The sequence below is a fragment of the Metabacillus litoralis genome, assembly GCF_007994985.1.
GTDB lineage: Bacteria > Bacillota > Bacilli > Bacillales > Bacillaceae > Metabacillus > Metabacillus litoralis.
In genome coordinates this window covers 1-25,055 of record NZ_VOQF01000026.1, presented here as the reverse complement: position 1 = coordinate 25,055, position 25,055 = coordinate 1, and the positions used below count along the sequence as shown (strand labels likewise).

General features: G+C 34.1%; 18 protein-coding genes and 1 tRNA gene. 3 read left to right on the top strand and 16 right to left on the bottom strand.

The genetic code is table 11. The features are described from left to right. From FS935_RS22230 to FS935_RS22185, 10 genes are all read right to left on the bottom strand, one after another. Positions 1 to 423, bottom strand: a 423-nt coding sequence (locus FS935_RS22230; RefSeq protein WP_146950803.1) for a metal ABC transporter permease, incomplete at its 3' end; no start/stop codon positions are given. Then, entirely contained in the window at positions 423 to 1,730 is a 1,308-nt protein-coding gene (locus tag FS935_RS22225; protein ID WP_146950802.1) for a metal ABC transporter permease, read from the bottom strand. The genes FS935_RS22225 and FS935_RS22230, both read right to left, overlap by 1 nt. 84 nt (positions 1,731 to 1,814) lie before the next feature. Next, a complete protein-coding gene (locus FS935_RS22220) occupies positions 1,815 to 2,570 on the bottom strand; it encodes a metal ABC transporter ATP-binding protein (RefSeq protein ID WP_146950801.1) in 756 nt (251 codons plus the stop codon). Between the two features lie 164 nt (positions 2,571 to 2,734). Next, positions 2,735 to 3,658 (bottom strand): metal ABC transporter solute-binding protein, Zn/Mn family, encoded by a 924-nt coding sequence (locus FS935_RS22215; RefSeq protein ID WP_146950800.1) that lies wholly within the window; start codon positions 3,656 to 3,658, stop codon positions 2,735 to 2,737. A 738-nt stretch (positions 3,659 to 4,396) separates the two neighbouring features. After that, positions 4,397 to 5,515, bottom strand: coding sequence for an o-succinylbenzoate synthase (gene menC, locus FS935_RS22210; RefSeq protein ID WP_439116691.1), 1,119 nt, complete (start codon positions 5,513 to 5,515; stop codon positions 4,397 to 4,399). After that, positions 5,505 to 6,980, bottom strand: a complete 1,476-nt coding sequence (locus FS935_RS22205; protein ID WP_146950798.1) for an o-succinylbenzoate--CoA ligase — start codon at positions 6,978 to 6,980, stop codon at positions 5,505 to 5,507. The genes menC and FS935_RS22205 overlap by 11 nt, the downstream gene beginning before the upstream one ends. 103 nt (positions 6,981 to 7,083) lie before the next feature. Further along, a complete protein-coding gene (gene menB / locus FS935_RS22200; RefSeq protein WP_146950797.1) occupies positions 7,084 to 7,902 on the bottom strand; it encodes a 1,4-dihydroxy-2-naphthoyl-CoA synthase in 819 nt (272 codons plus the stop codon). Positions 7,903 to 7,914: 12 nt separating this feature from the next. Continuing rightward, complete coding sequence (gene menH, locus FS935_RS22195; protein ID WP_146950804.1) at positions 7,915 to 8,736, bottom strand: 2-succinyl-6-hydroxy-2,4-cyclohexadiene-1-carboxylate synthase; 822 nt, start codon at positions 8,734 to 8,736, stop codon at positions 7,915 to 7,917. After that, positions 8,726 to 10,480 carry a 2-succinyl-5-enolpyruvyl-6-hydroxy-3-cyclohexene-1-carboxylic-acid synthase gene (menD, locus tag FS935_RS22190; protein ID WP_146950796.1) on the bottom strand — a complete coding sequence of 585 codons (1,755 nt, stop codon included), beginning with the start codon at positions 10,478 to 10,480 and terminating at the stop codon, positions 8,726 to 8,728. The genes menH and menD overlap by 11 nt, the downstream gene beginning before the upstream one ends. Then, complete coding sequence (locus tag FS935_RS22185) at positions 10,473 to 11,885, bottom strand: isochorismate synthase (RefSeq protein WP_158638689.1); 1,413 nt, start codon at positions 11,883 to 11,885, stop codon at positions 10,473 to 10,475. The genes menD and FS935_RS22185 overlap by 8 nt, the downstream gene beginning before the upstream one ends. 315 nt (positions 11,886 to 12,200) lie before the next feature. On the opposite strand from FS935_RS22185, the gene FS935_RS22180 reads away from it, so the two are divergent. The 3 genes from FS935_RS22180 to FS935_RS22170 all read left to right on the top strand — a co-directional run bounded on the left by FS935_RS22180 (position 12,201) and on the right by FS935_RS22170 (position 15,128). Next, positions 12,201 to 13,133, top strand: a complete 933-nt coding sequence (locus FS935_RS22180; protein WP_146950794.1) for a 1,4-dihydroxy-2-naphthoate polyprenyltransferase — start codon at positions 12,201 to 12,203, stop codon at positions 13,131 to 13,133. A gap of 143 nt (positions 13,134 to 13,276) precedes the next feature. Continuing rightward, positions 13,277 to 14,032, top strand: coding sequence for a TraR/DksA C4-type zinc finger protein (locus FS935_RS22175; protein WP_146950793.1), 756 nt, complete (start codon positions 13,277 to 13,279; stop codon positions 14,030 to 14,032). Positions 14,033 to 14,339: 307 nt separating this feature from the next. Further along, entirely contained in the window at positions 14,340 to 15,128 is a 789-nt protein-coding gene (locus tag FS935_RS22170) for a TIGR00266 family protein (RefSeq protein ID WP_146950792.1), read from the top strand. 294 nt (positions 15,129 to 15,422) lie between these two features. On the opposite strand, the gene FS935_RS22165 is transcribed toward FS935_RS22170, so the two are convergent. From FS935_RS22165 to FS935_RS22135, 6 genes are all read right to left on the bottom strand, one after another. Next, the gene (locus FS935_RS22165; RefSeq protein WP_146950791.1) at positions 15,423 to 17,828 is read right to left on the bottom strand and encodes a glycogen/starch/alpha-glucan phosphorylase; all 2,406 of its coding nucleotides are present in this window, start codon (positions 17,826 to 17,828) and stop codon (positions 15,423 to 15,425) included. Continuing rightward, the gene (gene glgA, locus FS935_RS22160) at positions 17,818 to 19,263 is read right to left on the bottom strand and encodes a glycogen synthase GlgA (RefSeq protein ID WP_146950790.1); all 1,446 of its coding nucleotides are present in this window, start codon (positions 19,261 to 19,263) and stop codon (positions 17,818 to 17,820) included. Before glgA ends, FS935_RS22165 begins: the two co-directional genes overlap by 11 nt. After that, positions 19,260 to 20,285, bottom strand: a complete 1,026-nt coding sequence (locus FS935_RS22155; protein ID WP_146950789.1) for a GlgC family sugar phosphate nucleotidyltransferase — start codon at positions 20,283 to 20,285, stop codon at positions 19,260 to 19,262. The genes glgA and FS935_RS22155 overlap by 4 nt, the downstream gene beginning before the upstream one ends. Before the next feature lie 100 nt (positions 20,286 to 20,385). Further along, positions 20,386 to 21,552 (bottom strand): glucose-1-phosphate adenylyltransferase, encoded by a 1,167-nt coding sequence (locus FS935_RS22150; protein WP_146950788.1) that lies wholly within the window; start codon positions 21,550 to 21,552, stop codon positions 20,386 to 20,388. Further along, on the bottom strand, positions 21,509 to 23,431 hold the full coding sequence (gene glgB / locus FS935_RS22145) for a 1,4-alpha-glucan branching enzyme (RefSeq protein WP_146950787.1): 1,923 nt from the start codon (positions 23,429 to 23,431) through the stop codon (positions 21,509 to 21,511). Before glgB ends, FS935_RS22150 begins: the two co-directional genes overlap by 44 nt. A 1,472-nt stretch (positions 23,432 to 24,903) precedes the next feature. Beyond that, positions 24,904 to 24,975 (bottom strand) — tRNA-Glu (locus FS935_RS22135). Between the last annotated feature and the right edge of the window lie 80 nt (positions 24,976 to 25,055).

The window sequence follows — 25,055 nt, the reverse complement described above, 5'->3', positions numbered from 1 at the left end:
TTTAGGACCTAACTCCATTCCATACATCTCTACTGTATCCCATGGAATAAACGTGATTTCTCCCATTAAGGCATGATCTACATCTAAGTGGATATTCCCTGCAAAGAGAGATAGTAAAACCACACCGACTGCAAATAATGAAGTGAAAACTATTCCAATAGCTGCATCTCCTTGAACTCCTTTACCATTTAAGACTTGAACAAGCAATGCAGTTAAAAGACCAACTACAACAGCCCCAATTAGTAAAGCAGGCCCATCTAAGCTTCGACTAACTAAATAACCACCAACAATCCCTAGTAATACAGTGTGTGAAATGGCATCAGCTAGCATGGCCATCTTTCGCAATACTAAGAAACACCCAATCATGGCACATGTAATGCCTACTAATGAACCAGTTACTATTATCCAAGCATCATAAGACATTACACCATCAGCCTCCTATTCCTAACACTTGCTGACCTTGGTATTAAAAGTGGTGATCGGTTGTGTGTGCGTAATAATTTCAAGAGATGTTCTTTCGTGTCCTTTGATATATGTTGAAGATTAAGATCATCACGTGTTTTTAAGTCTAAATGAGCAAATTCCATTTCATGCATTAAATACATTTCAAACAATCTTTGTTGTAACACAAGCTCGTAACCTGCTTCAATTCCTTTATCAGTTAACATCCAAGTATTGTTTGCTTCTTTTTGAATAAATCCTTTTTTGTTCAATTCATTTTTTGAATACTGAAAAAGACGAAGCGGTACATTTCTTTTCTTTAGTATGGCTTCATCCTTAATACCGCGTAAAGTTCCACCTTCTGCAATATCATATATACTAAGAAAAACTTGATCTACAGATGTTTTTTTACGAAGAGATAGCTGTTTAAGTGCTTTAGCAAGTAATCCACGATTCGGAGCAAATATTAAGGAAATTAAAAACATAAAGGTTGCCGCAATTATAATCAAGGGACCTGTTGCCATACCTTTCATAATTGTACTCAATAATGTCCCTGCTACTCCTGATAACCCACCAATTAATCCAGAGATGATAATCATGTGACTTAGCTTATCTGTCCAGTATCTAGCACTGATCGCTGGAGTAATTAACATAGCAGCCATTAAAATGACGCCAACTGTTTGTAAACCAATAACAACCGAGCAAACAATGAGTAATAACAATAACCCATTAAAAAAACTAACAGGAATTCCTAACCCTTTTGCAAACTGTGGATCAAAGGTTAACAACTTAAATTCCTTATAAAAGATCGTTGTGATCACTAATATGATCAAAGAAATGATTGTAATTAATTGAACATCAGCAGCTACCATTGAGGCTGCCTGCCCAAAAATAAAATCATCTAATCCACTTTGATTTCCGGAGCCATTATGTTGAATATAAGTTAATAACACAATCCCAAATCCAAAAAAGACTGAGATAATGATTCCCAACGCAGAATCTTCTTTTATCCTCGAATGGTTAATAATTACTTGTATGATAAAAGAAGAAATCAATGCAGCAATTGCAGCACCAATCAAAAACCATAAAAGTGACTTTGATCCGTACAATAAAAAGGCAATACATACTCCTGGTAAAGCAGCATGTGCCATCGCATCTCCAATTAAGCTTTGTTTTCTTAATAATGTAAAACTACCAACAACACCACTAGTTATTCCAAGAAGCATCGTTCCTAGTAAAACCCATTGTGTATTAGGGTTTTGCAATTGTAATAATATGGGTTCAAGCATTTTTGCTTCACTCCTATTTTTTTAATGAAGCAGATGTGAAAGAACTCCCACATCCTTTGAGGAATTTTTCAAAATCTCTACATTTTAACTATTAACTTCATCCACCACAAGAGATTGATCTTGTAAAAATGTTAATTTACCACCATAAGTTTTTTGTAGATTATTAATGGTAAACGTTTCTTTAGTTGGTCCAAAAGCAACTTTTCTCATATTTAATAACAATACCCAATCAAAATACTCATCCACAGTTTGTAAATCATGATGAACAACAAGTACTGTTTTGCCTTTTGCTTTTAATTCATTAAGAAGTGCGATGATTGCTTTCTCTGTTGCAGCATCTACACCAACAAAGGGTTCATCCATAAAATACACATCAGCATCTTGAGCCAAAGCTCTTGCTAAAAATACTCTCTGCTGTTGACCACCTGATAGCTGACTAATTTGGCGATTTTCATATTCAAGCATCCCTACTTTTTTCAGACAATCTCTTGCAAAGTCTACATCTTTCTTACCCGGGCGCTTAAACCAGCCAACATGACCATATCTCCCCATTAGCACAACATCAAGTGCATTTGTTGGGAAGTCCCAATCAACCGATCCTCTTTGTGGGACATACCCAACACGTTTTCTACTTTTCTTATATTCATCTCCATATATCTTTACTTCACCAGAAGCAGTGGGAATCAATCCTAGAATTCCTTTAATTAACGTTGATTTCCCTGCACCATTAGGTCCAATAATTCCTATTAGCTTTCCTTCTGGAACCTCAAAGCTAACCTCTTGAAGAACAGGCTTTTGATGATATGCAATTGTTAAATTATCAACTTGAACAGGAAACATCTATACACACCAACCTTATATGCTGTTTAATAAAACTTTTTTAATACTTTTTTGCAAGTAGTTATACTACTGAAGATAGACACTAGGTGAAGAAATTCAAAATAACTTAGAATAAATAGCTAAGAAACTAATTTTTCTTAGCTATCTACTTAATCTTATTTACTTTATTTAAGTGACCCAACAATTGTGTCAACATTATGTTTAAACATGCCTGTATACGCGCCTTCTTCAGTGCCTTCCTTACCCATAGCGTCTGAGAAAAGTTCTCCTCCTATAACTACATCATGCTCTTCCTTTTGTGCACCTTCAACAACAGCACTAATCGAATTTTCAGAAATACTACTCTCTACAAATACGGCTTTTATTTTCCGATCAACTAATGTATCAACTAAATCTTGAACATCTTTTAGACCATAATCAGAATCAGTACTTAATCCTTGTAATCCCATTACCTCCAAGCCATACGCATGACCAAAATATTTAAATGCATCATGTGCAGTAACTAGTACTCGACTTTCTTCAGGAATTGTTTGGATTTGTTCTTGAGCATAAAGATGTAATTCTTCTAGTTCCTTCTTATAATTTTCTGCATTTTCTTCAAAAAGCTGTTTATCATCTGGTGAAAGCTTAGAAAGCTCTTGTTCAACTGCATCCACTACATAAATCCAAGCTTCAATATCAAACCAAATATGTGGATCATGTGCATCTGAATCATCTGCTCCTAATAACATTTCTTCTGGGACAGAATCACCCACTGCAACAGTTGGTTTATCTTTTGACATCTTTTCAAAAATGGTATCCATTTTCCCTTCTAAGTGAAGACCATTGTAGAAAATAATCTCTGCTTCATCTAACTTTTTAATATCACCTTGTGAAGCTTGATAAAGATGAGGATCAACGCCAGGTCCCATTAATGAATCAACCTTTACTTTATCTCCACCAATATTTTTGACAACATCTGCAACTTGACCTGTTGTAGTAGTAACATTAATTTCATCTAAACCATCAGTCGCTGTTTCCTCACTATTACATGCTGCTAAAAGCCCCATTGAAACAATTGTAAAAGCTACTACTAACCATCTTTTCATCTTTTCATTCCTCCACTCATTTATATTATTTTAGCTTTGTTAAACATTATTGATTTCAAGAATCTGTAAATAGCTGTTTACTTATCTAGTTAGCTTTTTGTTGTTGTAGTTACTGGATTTTATAGTTCTCCAATAATATTGATTTACAAAGCTATTACTAAAATCTCAAACGTAACTTAAGAAGCTTTGTGTACTTTTTTGTTTACAAGCATCCGCTTTTCACAATCCTCATTTCTTTAACAGTAAGCTTACAGAAACAATAACAAAAGTAGTCTATGATCTATATGTAGTATATGTGCCAATATTTTAGTTATTATCACATTTTGTTTATTGATCTAAAAAAGTTTCCCTAGTACAAAACTAATGGATAAAACCATAATTGTCAATATTATTTTTGAAAATAACCTTTTTTGAAAATCTCTTACTTTTCGTAAGCTGGTGAAATCAATAATGTATAGTGGTAATTGTTCAAAAAAAAGAGAGTCTGACCCAAATCCACGCATGATTAAACACATGGACTTTCGAGTCAGACTCTAAAAATAAGAGCAGAAAGAGAAACTTAATTCATTTTTTTGACTAAGATTCTTCTTCCACAACATTATAAGCTGAATGAAATAAAACCTACTAACTGTTAAAAATAAATTTAAAAATGTAAATTCCAGCTAAAATTGAATTTTTATATAAACAAAATTCAATTTCAGCTTAATAATGCATGTTAAAATTAATTTTCATACATATTCACATTATATCTTTAGCTTCAAATACCATAATGGCTTTTCTTAGCTTTTCTATGTTTTTAATATTAATCTGAAATCCAATACCCTCTTTTGTGGGAACAGTCATTTTGCCTTTTTCTGCTTTAATTTCTGGGTATAAGATATCATGATCCCAATATCTTGATGAAGAGGAAATATCTCCAGGAATTGTAAAGTTAGGAAGTGACGCTAAAGCAATATTGTGTGCACGAGAAATACTAGTTTCTAGCATTCCCCCACACCATACAGGGATCTTGTTTTCTTGACATAAGTTATGTATTTTAATTGATTCTGTTAGACCGCCTACTCGACCTGGCTTGATATTGATCACTCTACAGCTTCCAAGTTCAATGGCCTGTCTTGCATCTACATGACTGATAATACTTTCATCAAGACAAATTGGGGTTTCGATCTTTTCTTGAAGTTTAGCGTGATCAATAATATCATCTGCTCCAAGAGGTTGTTCGATCATTAATAAATTAAATTGATCAAGCTCTTTCAATCTATCACTGTCTTTTAACGTATAAGAAGAATTTGCATCTGCCATTAAAGGTAAGTTTGGAAAGTGACTTTTGATTTCATCTAGTATCTTAATGTCTTGTTTTGGTGATATTTTAATTTTGAATCGTTTATAGCCATCTTGAATATAATGATTTATTTGCTCAATCATGTTAGCTGTAGATGAAATTCCGATCACAACACCACAATCAATTTCTTTCCTTGTTCCACCCAAAGTCTCAGATAATGACTTATTCTCCCTTTTAGCATAAAGATCCCAAATTGCTGCTTCAAGAGAAGCTTTGGCCATATTATTTCGCTTTATTTTCTTGAAAATATCCTGGAGTTCATCAGGATGATTAATATTCTGTTTAATCGTTAAAGGAATTAATAGATCTTTTAAAAGGTGAAGACTTGTAGAAATGGTCTCCTCTGTATACCATGGTGTAGAAAAAGCAACTACCTCTCCCCATCCTGTATATCCATCTACATCAATCACTTCAACAAGGATACTTTCACGATCTGTTACTTGACCGATACTTGTGATAAATGGGGTTTTTAATGTTTGCGTAATAAGATGTAATATGATTTTTTTAATTTTTATCATCTGTTTTATCCTTAATCATTTCTTTTAATAATCTGCGTAGTAATTTATTTGATGAATTTCTCGGTAGTTCATCCATGCTTGTTATCTCTTTAGGTACTTTATAAGATGCTAGGCTATTAGTACAAAAATCTAGCATCTCTTCTTTGCTAACTTGTTCTTTTGAAACGATAAACGCATGTGGTACCTCTCCCCATTTAAGATCTTTCACACCAATAACACCTGCATCAATCACAAGCGGATGTGACAACAAAACAGCTTCAATTTCAGCTGGATACACATTTTCTCCACCAGAGATAATTAAATCAGAACGTCGATCTAAAACAAATAAAAAACCATCTTCATCTTTAAAACCTATATCACCAGTATGAAACCAACCGTTAGATAAACTATCAGCTGTTGCATCATGTCTCTTCCAATACCCTTTTGTCACATTAGGTCCTTTAACAAGAATTTCTCCTTCTTCATTCGAACTACATTCTCTACCATCCTTTTCAACTTTTATATCACAAGAAAATAATGGTTTACCAGCTGAACCTAACTTTTCTAGACAATATTCTGGTGCTAGTGTCGCAATTTGAGATGCTGTTTCTGTCATACCATACGTTTGATAAACAGGTATTTGTCGGTGTAAGCATTCAACAAGCAATGGTTTAGGAACAGGACCTCCCCCGGCTAACATACAACGAAAACTGGCTGGATATTGCTTCGATCCGAGATCTTCTAGCATTTGTTGAAGCATCGTCGTTACAACTGATACGATTGTTACTTCCTCTTTTACTATTGCTTCATTCATACTTTTTGCATCAAAGCGTTCATGCAAAACAATACTTGTTCCGTAAATCACACTTCTTATTAAAATTGATAAACCACTTATATGGAAAAGAGGTACCGCTAACAGCCAACGATCATTCATTTGTAAACCTAGATTTAAAGCTGAACCAATTGCACTTGACCAGTGATTGCCAAATGTTTGCATAACACCTTTTGGATTTCCAGTCGTACCAGATGTATACATAATTGTTGCAACTTGATCAAATGTATAACCATGAATAGCATTAGATTTTTCATGTAAAGTGATTTTTTCGTTTATAACAATAGTTACTTCTTTACCTACCTCTATTAGTTTTGGTTCAAGTTCTTCATGACATATTATGTGTGTTGCCTCCACATCAGATATCTGCCAAGCTAGTTCTTGCTTTGAAAGACGTGTATTTAATAAAACAGCAATTGCTCCAATAGCAAAGAGAGCATGAAGGGTTTCAATCATCTCGATACTATTTTTCATTAAAACAGCAACATGCTGACCTTTTTTTATATTTTTAGTTGAAAAATAATTTACTCGTTGCTGTACCTTTTCATAAAGTTGTTCATATGTAATTTCTCTAGTTTTCGTTTTTATTGCCAACCGCATTGGAGTTAGTTCGGCTCGTTGCTTTAACCAATTCGGGATATACTGTTCCATAATTAGCACCTCCAAGCATGAATAAAAACAGCTTGATGAGATAAAATCACCAAGCTGTTTTTGTTTAGTCTAAAATCTGAAATAACCTGTTTATAGCTAGTTTTTAAGGAAAACGAGGGAATTGCTTAAAGTCTGGATCACGCTTATCTTTAAATGCGTCGCGTCCTTCTTTTGCTTCATCTGTTGTGTAATATAATAATGTTGCATCTCCAGCAAATTGTTGAATACCAGCTAATCCATCTGTATCAGCATTAAATGCTGCTTTTAGGAAACGAATTGCAGTTGGGCTTTTTTCTAGTATCTCTTCACACCACTGTACTGTTTCTTCTTCTAACTTCTCTAATGGCACAACTGTATTAACTAATCCCATGTCAAGTGCTTCTTGTGCATTATATTGTCTACATAAAAACCAAATTTCGCGAGCTTTTTTATGTCCTACGATACGTGCTAAATAGCCTGAACCGTAACCAGCATCAAAGCTACCAACCTTTGGACCAGTTTGTCCAAATACAGCATTATCAGCTGCAATTGTTAAGTCACAAACAATGTGTAATACATGACCTCCACCAATCGCATAACCAGCAACCATTGCAATTACAGGCTTTGGTATTACTCGAATTAATCTTTGTAGATCTAACACATTAAGTCGTGGAATTTGGTCATCTCCGACATATCCACCATGACCTCTAACCTTTTGATCTCCACCTGAACAAAACGCTTTACCACCCTCACCTGTTAAGATAATAACGCCTACGTTTTGATCATCTCTTGCATAAGCAAATGCATCAATTAATTCCATTACTGTTTTTGGTGTAAATGCATTATGTACATGTGGACGGTTAATTGAAATTTTCGCTATTCCATTATATGTTTGATATAGAATCTCTTCATACTTTCTTTCTGAAACCCATTCAATTGCCATTTCTATTTCCTCCTATTCAAAAATATCATTATTAATAAGAAACTCATTTACTATTTTACCAAAAAATTGTGGTTGTTCTACATGAATTGCATGTCCTGCGAAATTTATTTGTTTTTTTACAGAAATTTGTAGAAGATTATTCATTTTAATTGCTATATCACAAAACTTTTCATCCCATTCCCCACATAATAGAAGCACTGGGATTGATAGCTGTGATAACTCTCCCCATACTGAAGGTTGAGTGCCGGTTCCCATTCCAATCAAACTATTTGCCAAACCAACAGGCGAATTTTTTAGTCTTTGCTGTCTTATTTTTTCCTGTTTTTCAGCTGGCAAAAGCCTTTGTGATTCAAAAAGAGGGATGTTTTCCCACTTGTTAACAAACTCTACTATACCATGATTAGTAATATCGGTTGCTAGTTGTAAATCAGCTTTTTTACGGCTCGCTCTTTGTAATGGGTCATCTAGTCCTGGTGAACTACTCTCTAAGATTAATCTTTTAATTCTATTTGGGTAAGAAGCTGCTACTGATAATGCTAGTCTTCCCCCCATAGAATATCCTATCATATTTACTTGATCGAGATTAAGTTTATCTAATATCGTGATTATATCTTTGATAACTTGTTTCATTTCATACCTTGATGGATCTAATGGACTTTCTGTTTTTCCATGACCAATGATATCAATGCAAATCAGATTGTGTGAAGGGAAATAGTTCAACACCTCTAACCAACTGCTTGATGAACCTGTAAAACCATGAAGAAAAACAAGAGTTTCAGCTTCTTGTTTTTTTGACTGGATTGTAACATGATAATCGATACCGTTAATTTTCATCATTCAACACTTTTCTTATTTCCTGGGAAACATGATCTAACAATTCCCGATGAACTTTGACACGAGTATTTCTATTTGTTTGTACTTCAACCACTTTTAACCCTTCATCTGCCCAAGTTGATTCAAAATATGACTGAAAGCCTTCCCAACTATTTATTCTATTAAATTCTCCACCGTACATTTCAACAGCTTTTGCATACTCTAAACCTGTTGGAGTTCCGTATAATCTTTCAAAATGCTTTTCTTCAGATGATTGTGGCAAAAATGAAAAAATGCCTCCTCCATCATTGTTTATTAAGATAACAGTTAAATTTAACTTGTTCATTTTTGCAGCTAAAAGTCCATTTAAATCATGATAAAATGACAAGTCCCCTATTAATAGAAATGTTGGCACACTTTCATTAGCACAAATACCTAACGCCGTTGAAACAACTCCATCAATTCCATTTGCTCCTCTGTTACAGTAAACGTCAATTTCCTTTGAAGTATTTCGAAAAAAGGTATCTAAATCACGGATTGGCATACTGTTACCAACAACTAAATTACATTGATTAGGAAGAGACTTTTGTAGTGCTTGTACTACTTTACCTTCAAATAGATCTGTCATTTTTGTCAGAGCTTCTTCTATTTCCTGATCATGAGTTGATTGTGATAAAACCCATTTTTTATAATAAGCTGTTATCTCTCTGCTAGAAAGGGATTTTATCATTTCTTGACAAAACGTATCTTCATTACAGGTGATCAAGTAGGATGAATTTAACGTCGGATCTCGGTATTCACCACTCGGATCAACAACAATCTGTATAATTCCGGGATTGTTTTTTAGAAGCTTCATTAAAGGCTTAGAAACCGGCATTGCTCCAAACCGAATCACAATATTTGGCTTTATATGTTTTGTAATTTCAGAATCCTTTAACATTGTGTCATAGCAATCAATCACACTAGCTTTACTATGCTTCCCCGCTCGTAATTGTGAAAGCGGATCTGCCAAAATCGGATATTTGAGGTGATCAGACAATTTCAACACATCATCTATATAAGAAGTAGTTTGGTTGTCACCACAGATGATTATTCCGTTTTGTTCATATTCAATTTGTTCGATAATTATTTCGATGTCTTCGATTCTCATTGAAGACACACCTACCGATGTATGTAAGTACTTTTTTCGTTTTTCATGTGTATCCCATAAATTTGGCAGCATTAGATTAGGAATTAAAGGCTCTCTAAAAGGAAAGTTCAAATGAACAACACCTTGAGGATTTACTGTTGAAATCCCTACCGCTCTACTTGCTATACTTCGCGAATACCTTAGCATGTCTTCATTATCTTCTGCTAGCGCTAGATCCACAAACCATTTAGAATACTTGCCATACATATTAATTTGATCTATTGCTTGTGGAGCACCTACATCTCTTAATTCATGCGGCCGATCTGCAGTTAAGATTAGTAGTGGTACTCTGGAATAGTGTGCTTCAATAATAGCTGGGTAATAATTTGCAGCAGCTGTTCCTGAAGTACAGACTAAAGCTACAGGTTTATTTGCAGACTTAGCTAAGCCTAAGGCAAAAAAACCTGCTGATCTTTCATCAATGTTAATATATGTTGTTAACTGTGGATGCTCCAAAATTAACATAGCAAGAGTAGTAGACCTTGAGCCAGGGCTAATAACGATCTGTTCAACCCCAGCTCGTGAAAGTTCGTCAACAAAGCTTGCTACATAGCGTGTTAAAGAATTATCACTCATTGTCTACTCCTCCTAATGCTGACATCATTGGTTTTAGTTTTATTTTTGTTTCAAGATATTCTGACTTAGGGTTAGATTCTGCTACAATTCCACAGCCTGCAAATAATGCAACATTATGTCCTTCAATTAAACCTGAACGAATAGCCACTACAAATTCTCCATTATCTTCAGCATCTAACCAGCCGATTGGAGCAGCGTACCAGCCTCTATGCATGGGCTCAAGCTCTCTAATTTTTTCAATGGCTTTTTCTTTTGGAAAGCCACCTAGAGCAGGAGTTGGATGAAGATTTTCTACTATTGAAAGTAATGAATGACCTTTTTGAACATATCCTTTTACTGGTGTATAAAGATGCTGTATGTTCTTTGTCTTTAATAATGTTGGACTCTTAGGCGAAATAACCTCATAGCAACAATTTGTTAAAGCTTCTTTAATCATTTTAACAACGATGTCATGTTCTATTAAGTTTTTTGCATCCTTTAATAACTGCTCTCCGAGTTGTATATCTTGTTCTTGTGTTTTTCCTCTTTTAATTGATCCCGCTAAACAAGTAGAAAGTACTTCATTATCCTGTTTCTTGATTAAACGCTCTGGTGTTGCTCCAACAAAATGCTGCAGCCCGTTTTCAAATCCAAAAATAAAGCTTGTTGGTTGCTCTTTATGAAGTCGATTTAACACTTGATATGGATTTACTTTTTCAGCAAATTTCAAGTGAACTTCCCTAGCTAAAACAACTTTATCCATTTCCTTGAGACGGATTTCATTTGTCGCTTTGTCAACAGCTTTAAGCCATTGTGATGTTTTATATTCAATAGTAGAAAATTCGTTAACTTTTTCACAATCTATAAGATGATGATGTGTTGTTTGAGAATATGTTTGCTCAAAATGTTTTAAACAATCCAATAAATTATCATGTGGTGTAACTAGTTTATTTACCGTAAGATAAGTTTTACTGTTTATTATTGTGACCATTACTGTTGGTAGTGTAAATTTTGCTTCTGAAAAAGCTTCCCATAAAGGATCTTTTTCTTTTATAGGATCAAATGAAAAGCCACCAAATAGGAGTGGACCTGTTCCATCTTGTTTATCTTTGCTATTGGTATTAATAATTCTCTTTTTAAAACGCTTCCATTCTTTTTCAATTGCCGAAAAGCGTTCGATTGTTGAATGATTGTTTTCTAAGATAAGTTCATTACCAACTCCTGCTAGTGTAAAGTCACGTTCAGGTGTTGACCATAAAAACCGTTCTCCTAAAAATAGTTCTTCACTAGAAGCTAAGAAATGTAGGGGGTCAATTGCATCCACTTCTTTTATGTGACTTACGATGACCGACTGATTTGTTTGCTTTGCCTCTTCCAATGTTTGTTGTATTAATTCTTTAATTGTATGATCCAAAGTTGTTATCAAGCTTATCCCCCCGACACCGAAAAATTGCTTTTATAAAGATACACCTAGCATGAAGGTGTGTCAATAGTATCTATTTTGTATATTTACCTTGTTTTGTCATACTAAAATCATATTATATCCTTATTATATAACTAGAGGAACAGGATTAAAATGAAAACGTATCGAACATCTAATGATTTTAAAGGGATATCTGGTAATAATAAGCTGTAATGACAATTCGAAAAACCATTGACACCCTTTGGTTATTTTTCTAAACTATGTTATGGAGTCGTTTCTATGAACCGTTTGTTTTTTGCAAAAAAAAGGAGAGATTGTATGCAACCTCAAACATCGCCACACATTCCTTCTGTTAAAAAGGATACAGGCTGGAAGGTTTGGTGGATGCTTCTTCGTCCACATACTTTATCAGCAGCCTTTATTCCAGTTACAATTGGAACTGTGTTAGCCATGCACGAAGGATCTATAAAGCTCTCATTATTCATCGCAATGCTTGTTGCTTCTATTTTAATACAAGCTGCGACAAATATGTTTAATGAGTACTTTGATTATAAACGTGGTTTAGATAATGAAGCATCCGTTGGTATAGGCGGTGCAATTGTCCGAAATGGTATAAAAGCAAAAACTGTTTTAAACTTAGCCTTTGTCTTTTTCTTTGCTGCAACACTAATTGGCATATATATTTGTTTTATGACATCCTGGTGGATCGCAGCTATTGGTGTTATTTGTATGTTAGCTGGTTATTTTTATACAGGTGGATCTATCCCAATTGCCTACACACCATTTGGTGAGATTGTAGCAGGTTTCTTCATGGGAAATGTTATTGTATTAATAGCCTTTTATATTCAAACTCAAACAATAACTAGCAAAGCCTTCTTTATCTCAATTCCAATCTCAATATTAGTTGCAGCTATTTTAACAGCAAATAATATTCGTGATCTTGATGGAGATAAAGAAAATGGAAGAAAAACACTAGCAATATTATTAGGTAGAAAGAACTCAATCATCTTCTTAGCATGTATGTTTATCGTTTCATACCTAATTATCTTTATCTTAATAGTTGCTAACTTCATTTCTTTTTGGTCATTACTTGTCTTAATTAGCATACCAAAAGCATTTTCGGCAGTAAAACTTTTTATAGGTAAGAAATTTCCAATCGAAATGATGCCTGCAATGAAAGCAACAGCTAAAACAAATATCCAATTTGGCTTTTTACTTGCTCTTGGATTATTTATTAGCTACTTTATGTAAGCTAGTTCAAATTAATAATACAGTTTATGTAAAACACGGACCTGTTTGTCCGTGTTTTTTTGTACATTTTTTAACAAACATGTTTTAACTATAACTGCTCATAATAGGTATAGAACGAGATTTCAGGAAGGAGAGTGGAATAATTGCTTAGTTCACAACAAGTAGAAACCTTCCGTTCACAGCTTGCATCAATGAAAGCTGAAATTCATCAACGCTTTGAAATGACTGGACATTTCGGTCTAGAGGAATCGCATCCACATGAATCTATTGGTGAGCTTTCAAGTTATGATAACCATCCAGCTGATGATGCTACAGCACTATATGAGCGTGAAAAAGATATAGCTCTTAATGAACATACTGAAGAAGAGCTTGCTGATATTGAAACAGCATTACAAGCAATTGAAAAAGGAACATATGGTAAATGTGAGGTTTGTGGAGTTGACATTGCTCTTGAAAGACTTGAAGTTATTCCAACTGCCACTACATGTAAAGAGCATGCACCAGAACAGGTTGTTTCACATAATCGTCCTGTTGAAGAAGGTGTCCTTATGCCTCCTTTTGGAAAGTTTAACTATGATGAGCAAGATGAAAATGTAGCATTTGATGCAGAAGATGCGTATCAAATTGTCAATAGTTTCGGCTCATCTGAAACACCCTCAGATCTTTCTTATCCACAAGAACATTATAATGATGTTTATATGGAATCAGACGAACCTGATGGATATGTAGAGGATTATGAAAACTTTATTGGCACCGATATAGAAGGAAAAGAAATCACAATATTTCCTTCTAAGCTTCATCAAGAATATGAAAATATGTTAGATGAAGAAGGAAGCATGACAATTTTTGGTGATTTGCCTCCTTATGAAAAGGATCCATATACAGAAGATAAGGCATAAATAAAACTCCCCTTTACTCTTGGGGAGTTTTCTATTTATTGTGTTTTAAATAGGGCTCTTTTCTGAATGATTATTGCTACATTCTCTAATTATGTAGTAGAAATATTGTTGTTATAACAAAATAGGGAACAATTTATGAAGAAAAGATGCCACCATGCTTTATACAGTGTTGTTTACTTGGAGTTATTAAGTGCCACAAAGTTTACGAAAAACAGCCTTTAAAAAAACTAAATTTCAAAAAGCTGGCAGGGAAATGAGTAGATTTAGCGAATTGGTTGTTATCTGTATAAAATAGGGGGATATTAGGATGAATGCACATGAAATTGATTACATATTGCATGGTGATGATATGCAATGTGTTGAAATCGAATTAGATCCAAATGAAAGTGTTGTTGCTGAAGCTGGTGGAATGATGATGATGGAAGATGGAATCGACATGGAAACCATTTTTGGTGATGGTGATAATAATCAAAAGGGATTTTTAGGAAAGCTTGTAGGAGCTGGGAAGCGTGTGATTACAGGAGAAAGTCTTTTTATGACTGTTTTTACCAATACAGCTCGTGTTGGTAAAAAAAGCGTATCCTTTGCAGCTCCTTACCCAGGAAAAATCATACCGGTAGATTTAAGCGAACAAGGTGGAAAGGTTATTTGTCAAAAAGATTCCTTCCTTTGTGCAGCTAAAGGTGTATCAATAGGAATTGATTTTCAAAAAAAATTAGGTACTGGATTTTTTGGTGGAGAAGGATTTATTATGCAAAAGCTTGAAGGTGATGGATTAGCATTTTTACATGCTGGTGGAACAATAATTCGCAGAGATCTACAACCAGGTGAAAAGCTTCGTATTGATACTGGCTGTCTTGTCGCACTAAGTAAAGAGGTTGATTATAATATCGAGTATGTCGGAAAAATAAAATCAGCATTTTTCGGTGGAGAAGGATTATTCTTTGCAACAGTACAAGGCCCAGGAACAGTGTGGGTACAAACACTCCCATTTAGCCGTTTAGCAGACCGTGTGATTGCAAGCGCGCCATCATCTGGAGGAGATTCTCGAGGTGAAGGTAGTATCCTTGGTGGACTTGGTAGGTTATTAGACTAAATTTTGTTGAAAACTGAACAAAATTTAATGAATTGACTTTAAAAATTTTTTCACTGAAAGGCTTTAACCTTAGTTGTTGATTTACGTTTCAGACATTCGTTTTTCCGGAAAAAAATAACATTATCCATCTAATTTAGTATAAAAAAGCTCAGATAGTGATAATCTGAGCTTTTCTATATCATCTTCCAGAAAGTGAGTGACAGTAATCAAACCCATCAGCCTCACACTAATTCTATATGAAAGAATAAAAGATTTGTTTTAACTTAGTACTTAAACCTGCTCAAGTTAAAATTATTAAACTCTAACTCCCATAGGATCAATTTTCCAAATATCATCAGCATATTGCTGAATCGTTCGATCACTAGAAAAGAAGCCTGAATGTGAAATATTAATCAATGCTTTCTCAAGCCACTTATCACGCTGTTGATAAGCAACTCCAACTTTTTCTTGTATATCAATATATGATGCAAAATCCCTTAATACAAAATATTGATCATTTTGTACAAGTAATGAGTCTTTAATTGATTCAAACTCACCTTCATCTTCAGAGAAAAAGCCATTTGTTAATTGATCAACAACTTGACGAATTCTTAAATCATGATGATAATATTCCATTGATCGATAACGACCATTTTCCTCATAATTTAATACCTCCTGAGCTGTTAACCCAAAAGTAAAGATGTTGTCTTTTCCGACTTCCTCCATAATTTCAATGTTTGCCCCATCTAAGGTTCCAACAGTTAGAGCCCCATTCATCATAAACTTCATATTACCTGTACCTGATGCTTCTTTACTTGCAGTAGATATTTGTTCACTAACATCTGCAGCAGGAAAGATATCTTCTGCCAAGGAAACTCGGTAATTCTCCATAAAGACTACTTTAATTATCTTAGAAACTCTTGGATCATTATTAACCTTGTCAGCCAAGGAATGTATTAACTTGATAATTTTTTTTGCATAATAATAGGTTGGAGATGCTTTAGCTCCAAAAATAAAGGTACGCGGCTGAATTGTATAATTTACATCCTCTTTAAGACGATTATATAAATAAATAATATGAAGAACATTTAATAGTTGTCTTTTATAAGCATGCATTCTTTTAACTTGAACATCAAATATAGAATCAATATCTACTAAAATACCATTTTTCTCTGCAATTCTTTTCGCAAGAATTTCTTTTCTTTTACGTTTTACATTGGCAAATTGTTCTTTTAAATCAGGATGATAGATATGTCTCTTTAAATCTATTAATTTATCAGGTTGATGAACAAAGTCTTCACCAATCGTATTTTTAATCAGATTGGTTAACCCTGGATTCGCTTTTAATAACCAGCGACGGTGAGTAATTCCATTTGTTTTATTATTAAATTTTGTTGGATAAATATCATAAAATGATTTCATTTCTCTGTGCTTTAATATGTCTGAATGGATTTTTGCAACACCATTTATACTGTTACTGCCGACAATTGCAAGATGTGCCATCTTAACTAAATCATGAGCGATAATTGCCATATGTTCAATTTTGTGCCAATCTCCCGGATATTTATTCCAAAGCTCTGCACAAAAACGTTCATTAATTTCCTCAATGATCATATAAATTCTAGGCATTAGTGGCTTAAACAGGTATATTGGCCATTTCTCCAAAGCTTCGGATAAAATGGTATGATTCGTATAAGAAAGTGTATTTGTTGTCACTTTCCATGCCTCATCCCATGTTAAGCCTTCTATATCCATAAGAAGACGCATTAACTCAGGTACAGCAAGTGCTGGATGAGTATCATTTATATGGATTGCAACTGAATGATGCAATTCTCTAATATTTGAATTTTCCTTCTTATATGATGCTATAATGCTTTGTAAACTTGAAGAAACTAAGAAATACTGCTGCTTCAGCCTTAGGATCTTCCCCTCATCATGGGTATCATCAGGATATAGAAAATCAGTAATAGCCTCAGTATCTCTTTTGTAGGATAAAATATCCTGATTAGGTGCAAATGCCGCAGGTTCTGCATTCCAGAGTCTTAAAGTATTCACTGTATCAACATGATATCCTACTACAGGCATATCATATGGTACAGCTAACACCTTTTCAGCTCCAACATGCTTAAAAGATAATTCATTATTATCATAGCTTGTTTCGATTTTTCCCCAGAATAAAATTTCAGCTGCTTCATCCGGCTTTCTTACTTCCCATACATTTCCATGTCTTAGCCATTGTTCAGGTAATTCTACTTGATATCCATCAACAATTTTTTGATCAAAAAGGCCATGTTTATAACGAATTCCATAGCCATGACCTGGAAGGTTTAACGTAGCCAAAGAATCTAAAAAACAGGCTGCTAAGCGTCCTAAACCACCATTACCAAGGGCAGGATCTGATTCACATTCTTCGATATCACCCAAATCGATGTCTAAATCATTTAATCCTTCCTCAACAACATCTTTTATCCCTAGGTTTAATAGATTTTGGACAAGTAATCGCCCAAGTAAAAATTCAATTGACAGATAGTAAACCTGTTTCTTATTTTCAGATCGATAAAGTTCATTCGTTTCAATCCATTTACTACTAATGTATTCTCTAACCATATTCCCTAACGTCAGGTATTGATCCCGCTTTGTCGTCTCTTCAAACCCTTTTCCACACATGCTTTCAAGTCTTTTCAGAAAACTTTCCTTAAACCGATCACTGTTAGAGAACATGAACTTCACTCCTAGTCACTAATTGATTATAAAGCTCATGGTACTTTTGGGCAGATTGACCCCAACTATAATCCTGGCTCATTGCATCTTGAACTAGTTGATGCCAAACATCTTCATTGTTAAAAAATTCAATTGCACGATGTATCGTATGAAGCATATCATGAGCATTAAAGTTTCTAAAAGTAAAACCGTTTCCTTCTTCCGTATCTTCTCGATAAGATCGGACTGTATCATTTAAACCACCTGTTTCTCGAACAATTGGGATCGTGCCATATCGTAAGGCTATTAATTGTCCAAGTCCACATGGCTCAAATTTTGAAGGCATTAAGAACATATCTGTGCCAGCGTATATTTGATGTGCCAATTTCTCATCAAAACCTATGTATGCCTTAAATTTAGTTGGGTAGCGACTTTCCATCTCTCTAAAGAAATCTTCAAATTCCTTTTCCCCAGTTCCAAGAACAATCATTTGTATGTTCTCATTAAGCAATGTATCAAGCACACGAGTTACCAAATCAAGACCTTTCTGCTTTGTTAACCTTGTTACCATTGATATAATTGGGATATTTTCGTTTACAGGTAACCCGAAGAATGATTGTAGAGCAAGTTTATTTATTATTTTTTTATTACTTGTTTTAACTTGATAATTTTCAACAATAGCAGTGTCTGTTGCTGGATTATATACCTCATCATCAATTCCATTCAGTATTCCAGTTAGTGAAGTGCTTTTCGCAGATAAAAGACCATCTAGACGCTCACCATAATAAACCGTCTGTATTTCATCCTTATAGGTAGGACTTACCGTTGTAATGAAATCAGATGTCTCAATGGCAGCTTTCATAAAGTTAACATTTCCATAAAATTCGATACTCGCACATTTCTCATGATCAATACCTAAAAGATCTTGTAAAATACTGAATGGAAAAATCCCCTGAAATTGTAGATTATGAATGGTAAATACCGTCTTCATCTTCTTATAAAAATCATCCTGCATATATTCTTCTTTTAATAAGTAGCTAATCATCCCTGTATGCCAATCGTGGGAGTGAATGATATCAGGCTGAAAATCAATTACCTTAATAGCATCTAATACACCTCTACAAAAAAATGTGAAGCGTTCAGCATCATCATAATGACCATATAAAGAATCACGATAGAAATAATATTCATTATCTAAAAAATAATACCGTATTCCTTCATATTCCATTGTTTCAATACCACAAAATTGCTGTCTCCATCCAACAGGAACTGTTATTTCGGTTTCCTTTTTCATCATGTTTCTAAATTCTTCATGGATTAAACTATATTTTGGTAAAATGACTCTAACATCCGCACCCAATTTCTTTAATTCCTTCGGTAAAGCCCCAGCTACATCTGCAAGGCCGCCTGATTTTATAAATGGGACGCATTCTGAAACAGTAAATAGTACTTTCACGAATTCATCATCGCTCCTTGAATGGTTTTCTTTCTTAGAACATGTGGTTTTTCTTCAGTTCCATTTAGTTGCGAAGAATTTAATATCTTCACGTCTTTGTCAGCAATAATATGCTCTAATAAACAGTTATCTCCAATAGTTGTTTTTTGCATAATCACGCTATTTTTAATAACCGTATCTTTACCAATATGCACCCCACGGAAAATAATACTATTTTCTACTGTTCCTTCTATTTTGCATCCATTAGCAATCAAAGAATTTTTTACTGAAGAGTTCTTGCCATATTTTGTTGGTGGCTCATCTTTAGCTTTTGTAAGTATCGGACGATCATTAAGGAAAACTTCATGCCATATCGCAGGATTAAGCATTTCTAAGCTATGTTTATAGTAGCTATCCATTGAATCAATAACTGCAGCATAACCAGTGAATTCATAGTCACATATTGTTAAACTTTTACGATTTTCCACAATAATATCTGTTAGTGTTTTACAACCAGTTTTTGTTTTATCCTCAATTAAATCCATAAGTAATTTTGTAGACATGATATACATTTGAAGTGACTCACCATTTTGACGAACTTCAGTAATATCACAACGATTTTCAATATGGCGATTCAACACTTGCTTATAATCAATATTACACACCGTATAACTATTAGTTATAACAGCATATTCCTGTGAACTTCTTAAAAAGAAATCTAGGTGATCTGAAAACTGACGAAAAGAACCAAATTCATCATACTCATTATGCAAATGAGGAGACGGGAAAAAGAATAAACCATCTTTCTTGCGATTTAAATCCCACTGCTTACCTGAACCTATATGGTCCATTAACGAGCGATAAGAATATTTCGGAAAAATTGCAACACTATCTATCTCAGAATTGACCATATTTGACAAAACAAAATCGATAAGACGATAACGGCCTGCAAATGGTATCGCTGCTAAAGAGCGATGTAATGTTAAATCCTCTATTTCAGGTCTAAAAGCTGTTGCATCTATAATCCCTAACATTCTATTCATATGATAAAATTCTCCCCTTTTGTCAACAGAAATCCAATTAGGACTAGTCTTACACATTGAAAACTAGCAAATCAGGTTCTGTTTTATATATTTATAGCTATTAATTAGATGAAAGAGTGTCTATATCTAAAGAAATTTCGTCAATAATATCTTCAGTAACAAGAATAACTTCATTCGCATCTGATGGACAAATAACTGTGCCATTTGGAATCTCTATCCCACTTGGTACAATCACATTTTCTAATAACACATTTTCCCCAATTACAACATCAGGCATTAATACAGAGTTTTTTATTTTCGTTTGACTTCCAACCTGCACACCTTGAAATAAAATTGAATGATCAACATTTCCCATAATTACACAACCATCATTGACTAAGGAATCAGTCACTTCTGCATCATCAGCGATGAATTGCGGAGGGTTGTTTGAGTTGACAGAATATACTTTCCAATCTCGATCAAATAAGTTTAATTGTGATTCATCATTTAGGAGATCCATATTTGCTTCCCAAAGACTTTTGACTGTTCCAACATCCTTCCAGTATCCTTTAAATGGATAAGCCACAACATTGCGTCCTTCATCAAGTAATAATGGAATAATATCTTTTCCAAAATCATGGCTAGAATATGGATTTCGATCGTCCATCTCAAGAAACTCTTTTAAAACGGACCATTTAAAAATGTAAATGCCCATTGATGCAAGATTATTTTTAGGATTAACTGGTTTCTCATCAAACTCTACTACCTGCATATCTTCATCTGTATTCATAATTCCAAAACGGCTCGCTTCGTCCCACGGAACTTCTACTACAGAAATCGAAGCATCTGCATTTTTGGCAGTATGATAATCTAGCATTTTTGAATAATCCATTTTATAAATATGATCACCTGATAAGATCAGTACATATTCTGGATCATATTGTTTTATATAATTAATATTTTGGTAGATTGCACTAGCCGTTCCTTTATACCATTTCATCTCAGATGATTCTGTATAGGGTGGTAAAACAGTTACCCCGCCATTTTTACGATCAAGATCCCATACACTTCCAATACCAATATATGAGTTTAAAACTAATGGTTGATACTGTGTAAGAACACCAACAGTATCAATACTAGAATTTGTACAGTTACTTAATGTAAAATCAATTATTCGATATTTACCACCAAACGGAACTGCTGGTTTAGCTAAATTTTTTGTAAGTGAGCTTAATCTGCTTCCCTTACCCCCTGCTAGTAACATCGCGACGCACTTTTTTCTGACCATGTTTATTATCTCCTCTCTTTTTTACAGCACGTAATATAACAGCACCATATGGTGGAACAGTCATTGATATGTGGTAAGGATTACCGTGAAACTCACCTTCAATTGCCTTTAAATTTCTTGGATTTAGTTGATCAGATCCACCGAACTCTTCTGCATCACTATTTAAAATTTCAACATATTCAGTATCAAGGGGTACTCCAATTTTAAAGTCATGGTATACATTTGGTTTGAAATTACAAATAACAACTAAAACATCATTTTCTTTTTGACCTTTTCTAAGAAATGAAAAAATACTTTGCTCTTTATTATTAACATCAATCCATTCAAAGCCTTCTTCTGAATGATCTAGTTCATATAAAGGTTTTTGTTTTTGATAAAGTGATTGTAGCTGTTTAAAATACAATCTCATTTTGCTATGCATCTCAAAATCGTCTAGAATCCAATCTAATTGTTCCAGGTCTTTCCACTCATCAAATTGACCAAACTCTCCACCCATAAATAACAATTTCTTCCCTGGATGTGCAATCATATAAGCATATAGAAGTCTCAGCTGTGCAAACTTCTGCCAATAATCACCAGGCATTTTATTTAATAGAGATTTTTTTCCATGAACAACTTCATCATGTGAAAGTGGCAAAATGAAATTTTCTGAAAAAGCGTAAATAAGGGAGAAGGTTACTTTATGGTGGAGATTCCCCCTATCTTCTGGAGAGGCCTCCATATAAGAAAGAATGTCATTCATCCATCCCATATTCCATTTGTAGTTAAAGCCAAGACCACCAGACGAGGTAGGAGAGGTTACCAACGGCCAATCGGTTGAGTCCTCAGCAATCATTAATAAATCAGGATCTTTAGCAAATACAGCTTCATTTAGTTTTCTTAAAAAGGCTACCGCATAAGGGTTTTGTACGAGTTCATTTGAATTAGGCCAATATAACATATTCGCAACAGCATCTACACGAAATCCATCCACATGGAAATTCTCTATCCAAAACATAGCATTGGATATTAAATAGCTTTGCACCTCTGGTTTTCCAAGATCAAAATTTGCAGTACCCCAAATCATATTTTCCCGATCATATTCATTCTGATATTCAAATGTTGGTGAACCATCAAACATATATAGTCCATGTGCATCTTTACAGAAATGACCTGGTACCCAATCAATAATGACACCTATGTTTTCCTCATGACATGCATCGATGAACTCCATTAATTCTTTTGGAGAACCAAACCGGCTCGTTGCTGAAAAGTAGCCTGTTCCTTGGTAGCCCCAAGATCTGTCATATGGATGTTCGATTATTGGAAGAAGTTCAATATGTGTAAATCCATGCTCTATCACATAAGGAATAAGCATTTCTGCTATCTCTTTATAGCTATATAGTTCACCATCTTCTTTCTTTTTCCATGTTCCTAAATGAACTTCATAAATAGACACTGGACGATCATATGGCTGCCTTAGACGCTTCCTTTTTTTCCATTTATGATCCTGCCACTCATATCCTGCTAAATCACAAACAACGGAAGCAGTATTCGGTCTAACTTCTGCAAAAAATGCATATGGATCTGCTTTTAACAAAATACGACCATCATATGTCACTATTTCATATTTATATAGCTCTCCTTCACCGATATGAGAAATAAAAAGACTCCATATTCCTTCATCATTTACCTTTATCATTTTATTTGCCTGACCAGACCAATTATTAAAGTTACCAACAACATTTACTTCCTTCGCATGTGGTGCCCAAACACAAAAATTAGTTCCCACTTCACCCTCTCTTGTTTGAAGATGTGCTCCTAAAAACGTATAACTTTCGAAAGACTGTCCTTCATGAAACAAATGAATATCAAAGTCTGTTGGACATATGAGCGTCACACAAGTCACCCTTTCCTTTATTATCTATGCTACATATTCAAGAGTTACTATCAATTCCCTTTAATGTAAACGGTTCTTTCTTACGACATAAAATTACAAAGAAATTTAAAAAATCATAAATTATTATTCTTTTAAAATAAAAAGTATATTCTGTACCTTTATATAAAAAGCACTTAAACCCTTGGTACTGCTAGAAAAGTAGGTAAAATTAATCAATTTAAAAATAATGTTATTTGATGTATTAAATTCAGTTAAACTAGTAGATAAGACCATAATCAAAAAACCCAATAATTATTCTTGAATAGTTATTTATTCGACATTTTGTAGGAATTTGTAGAAGGGTTTTTAAAAAAAATTTATAAGTAACTTTTAAACTTTACCTAATAAATTAATAAAGTGAAGTAATTTTCGGGGTTCATTATCTTAAGAGAAGACAAAACACATTAAAATTTGGCTACCAAAAAAATTATTCAATATATAATAATCTTAATTGGCTATTATAAGGATCTAGTTATTAACTTACGATTGAATAAATATCTATTTTTTTATGGCTATGTTAAAGGTTAATGTTGATTTTTAGCACTTTGTTGATTGGAGGTGAATATATGAGACTCCTGCTTAGAGAAGCGTGTCAAAGGGAGACCCCACAGGCGCGCAGCTTACGAGGAGGCTACCGGACCGCCCGCGGAAAGCGAATGCCTGCACAGAAATCAACAACAAATTTTAACAGAGCCTTTTTTATAAACATTTATAAATTTGGTACAGAACTAAATGGACTATACTATATGTATGCCTTGACGCTATCTAATAGGGCTTTGGAAGTGAGCTAATTACAGGAGTGTTTACTTGTGTAGTTTAAGATTGTTGGAGTTAATCTCAATTTGATCACCGTCTGTCGTAACCTCTAGAAAAATGATCTTTCTACTAATAGATATTTAGTCATTAAATAATGCTTTTGAATACATAATTTTTAAAAATAGCTTTAGGATAAAATGACAAATATTAAATCGTTTCTACTTATTAGTCTTAATTACATGAAGATGAATCTTAAATGCATGGTTCACTAAAGATGTTTTCAAAGGTGGAAAAACTGAAAAGGTTCGTTTATTTTTAAGATTCTGTTAAACTTTGCAGTTGGTTTCCGTTACAGAGACAGTTGCTTTCTACTGTCATTCCGGGAGACTCCTCATATGCTGCACGACTGAAGAGTCTCCCCTTGAGTCGCACTATGTGTATATATATTGATAAGTTAAGTTATTTCATTTATCTCTATAAGGTATCTAAAACACCTTAGAACGTTTCTACATCTTCACCTTAAGAATTTTCATATAATTAACTATAACGACTCTTTACATTGGCGAAATAGGGGAAAATGCTTTTACATGGAGTTGTATTTCAACAACTAACCTCTAAGTGTTTTTGCTCATTGTAGACACAAAAAAACACTACATATATGATGTAGTGTTTTAGGATGACCCGTACGGGATTCGAACCCGTGTTACCGCCGTGAAAGGGCGGTGTCTTAACCGCTTGACCAACGGGCCATATTTATTTAAATTTAATATGGCGGAGAAGGAGGGATTTGAACCCTCGCGCCGCTCGCGCGACCTACACCCTTAGCAGG